The following is a 2,837-nucleotide window of genomic DNA, read 5'->3' as shown; positions in this document are numbered from 1 at the left end:
TATATACGACTTAAGAAAAGAAATTAGCTATATTTTGTAAATGATGACTAGGAGGAGCCGTGTGCGTTAATAGCGCAAGCACGGTTCTGTGAGGGGGGAGGAGTACAATCTACCGCAAGGTAGAAAGGCTCCCTTCTACTCGACTACTTGAAGAAACTGAATATCCGGACCTAAATGTGGTCTTTTTTTGCTGTTCTCTTTTTTCTTAAAGATTGTATTTTTTCAAGCTTTAAGGTTAAAGTAATCATTCCATACCAATTGTTCATTTCGCTCTTTTTTTCATTAGCCTTTGATTGCTTGATTTTGCATTTTTTAGGGATCCTTAACCCAAATTGTTTTACCGGTATGATCTACTTAATGTTTGCGTCATCATCTTAGATTTAGGCTATAGTAAATCCTGATGTTGATCTTTACGATAAGAAAACCGCCTCGTTGAAGAGGCGGCTTATTGAGCTATCGTATCCCTCGTAATCTGCTTTAGGAGAAAAGGTCATCTAACCGTCTGGTAAACGAGGGCTATGGCACCAGAATCAAATGTCTTGTTTTCGATCAGTTTAAGTTTGATCTTCTCCTTGAGACCTTGGAATAACGGCAACCCGTTGCCGATCAGGACGGGAGAAACTGTAATTTTATACTCATCTATTAAATCAAGCTGCATAAGGTAGTGTGCTAACCTAGGACTGCCGAGGATGACCATATCCTTGCCTGGCTGCTGTTTGAGGTTCTTGATTTCTTCCTCGACATCTTCTTTCACTAGTCTGGAATTGTTCCATTCGACTTTCTCCAACGTCGTGGAAAAAACGATTTTGAGTGTCTTTTCGATCCACTCGGCATGATTCCGTTCATGCTGAGAAGCTGAGGGGTCAGAAGGCACAGATGTCCAGTAACTGTGCATCATCTGATAAGTCTCACGTCCCCATATGACAGTGTCGGCAGTACTCAGAATTTCTTTCGCGTGTTTCTCCAAGTCAGCATCGTATGAAACCCAGCCAATGTCCATTTCACCGTTCGGTCCTTCTACAAAACCGTCAAGCGATGCGTGCAGAAATAGAACAAGTTTTCTCATTTTAAGTCTCCTTTGTCCATAAGGGATATTTTTTTTATACTTCTTTACTTCCTATGTAAGTATAACCAAATTTTATAAATTTCGGTAAAAGGTTCTATAAGTTACACTAATTAAAATAAAATGGGACGGTGCCAGCATCAGTCCCGTTTTGTTTTGTTAAAGAGAAGATCGTGAAGAACTACAATTAAACAAACGGGGGCAAGAGTTCAACAAGGGGCTGCGGTGGCGGCTATTTTTCTTGTTCCGCTAACGGGGCAGTTTAGTTCAATAAAAAAATGCTATTAATTAATAGCAATTAGGTGCTTTTAATGGATAATAAAAATATAAAAATTAATGGATATATCTGCAAAGTTTTCTTCTCTATATAAAAATGGTGGTAATTTAGAATGTCTGCAAATTCCGTTGACATATCAATCCTATAGCAGTATGATGACAATGATTTAAAGATGTCCTCGTTAGGTGAGGCTCCTATACGAACACAAGCCACTGCCCGGAAACATCGAAAGATGCCAATGGGTTGAACAGGAATTGCCGGACTAAGGCTCTTCTTAACGTGGCTAAAGGACGAAGGTTCTTTTACGTCGTATAGTGCCAAAGCTCGGTTTGGGGGAATCGTTTTTTTTTGCATTCTTTTATTAAGTGTGCAAAACGATGCCTTTCAGCTGAGCTGAAGGGCATTTTTATTTGGTAGAGCTTGGACATTTGCAATGACAAGTCTCTGACAAGTTGAGTAAAATATAGAGCCATCAAATTGATTCTTGAGAGGGGGTGAGCCATTCTATGAATAGTCGAAGTTCATTTGAACCGGAGCCAGAACCAGATAGTCTATTGGCAGTCGGATTAATAAAAAAAACCATATCAGAGAGTGGCTTCAGCTCCTCTCCTACGGGATAAAAATGGATCAGACTGCCTGATAACCAGGAGGTAGTTAAAATGTCAAAAAAGTTGTTATTTTTAAAAAAACCGCAAAGTAAGGAAGCAGCCCAAATTCAGGGCTTTGATATTGAGTTAAATCAGGAAAATACTCGCCGAATTGATCGGCTAGTGGATAGTTATGAGAAGAGTATTTTAACCAACTTAGATGAGGCATACCAAAGAAAAACAAGCTGGTCTGATCGTTTGGCAGATAGAATCGCAGCCTTCGGAGGTAGCTGGAAATTTATCATTTATTTTGCAAGCTTCTTGTTCGTATGGATAGTATGGAACACATTGTCATTTACTCGATTCCATTTTGATAAACCACCATTTATTTTACTGAATCTGTGCCTATCCTTTATTGCAGCCTTCCAAGCTCCTGTGATTATGATGAGCCAAAACCGGCAGGCAGCACGGGATAAGCACGAGTCAATTATTGACTTCGCCATTAACTATAAAGCAGAGCAGGAGATTGACGATATGCAAAAACACCTTCAGCGAATGGAAGGCGAACTGATGGAAATTAAGAAACTTCTACAATCATCTAAACAATCGAACGAATGAACAGGATAAATGACCCTTAGGGATGGATTATTCTCTAGGGGTCATTTTTGTTTTCTCGAACGGGGGCAATAGTTGAACAAAAGGGTTGCTTCGCAACTCATTTTTTAAAAGTAAAGATTGTAAAGAATTGTACTTAAACTATAGGGTGCTTGTGCGGCCGAGCCTAGGTCGTATCATATAGCGGGTGGGATTCCCGTCGAGTAAGAACTAGCCATTCGCTCGCAGCGAGTCTTGGAGGACTAAAGGTAACTTTAGTTTTTAAGCGTAGACAGCTAGGTAGTGGGCCGAAAGC

General features: G+C 40.0%; 2 protein-coding genes and 1 riboswitch. Of the genes, one reads left to right on the top strand and one right to left on the bottom strand.

Going from position 1 to position 2,837, the window contains the following annotated elements; genetic code table 11:
- Positions 1 to 490 precede the first annotated feature (490 nt).
- On the bottom strand, positions 491 to 1,066 hold the full coding sequence (locus E2K98_RS30365) for a dihydrofolate reductase family protein (protein ID WP_133340711.1): 576 nt from the start codon (positions 1,064 to 1,066) through the stop codon (positions 491 to 493).
- Between the two features lie 444 nt (positions 1,067 to 1,510).
- Positions 1,511 to 1,683, top strand: a riboswitch (M-box (ykoK) riboswitch).
- A gap of 316 nt (positions 1,684 to 1,999) precedes the next feature.
- Between E2K98_RS30365 and E2K98_RS30360 the strand changes: the two genes are divergently transcribed.
- A complete protein-coding gene (locus tag E2K98_RS30360) occupies positions 2,000 to 2,545 on the top strand; it encodes a DUF1003 domain-containing protein (protein ID WP_133340709.1) in 546 nt (181 codons plus the stop codon).
- Positions 2,546 to 2,837: the final 292 nt, after the last annotated feature.

It is taken from the genome of Bacillus salipaludis, from assembly GCF_004358205.1.
This window is presented reverse-complemented; position numbering and strand designations above follow the sequence as displayed.

Coding starts and splice junctions, on each gene's coding strand:
- E2K98_RS30365 (WP_133340711.1), bottom strand. CDS start 1,066: ATGAGAAAACTTGTTCTATTTCTGCACGCATCGCTTGACGGTTTTGTA.
- E2K98_RS30360 (WP_133340709.1), top strand. CDS start 2,000: ATGTCAAAAAAGTTGTTATTTTTAAAAAAACCGCAAAGTAAGGAAGCA.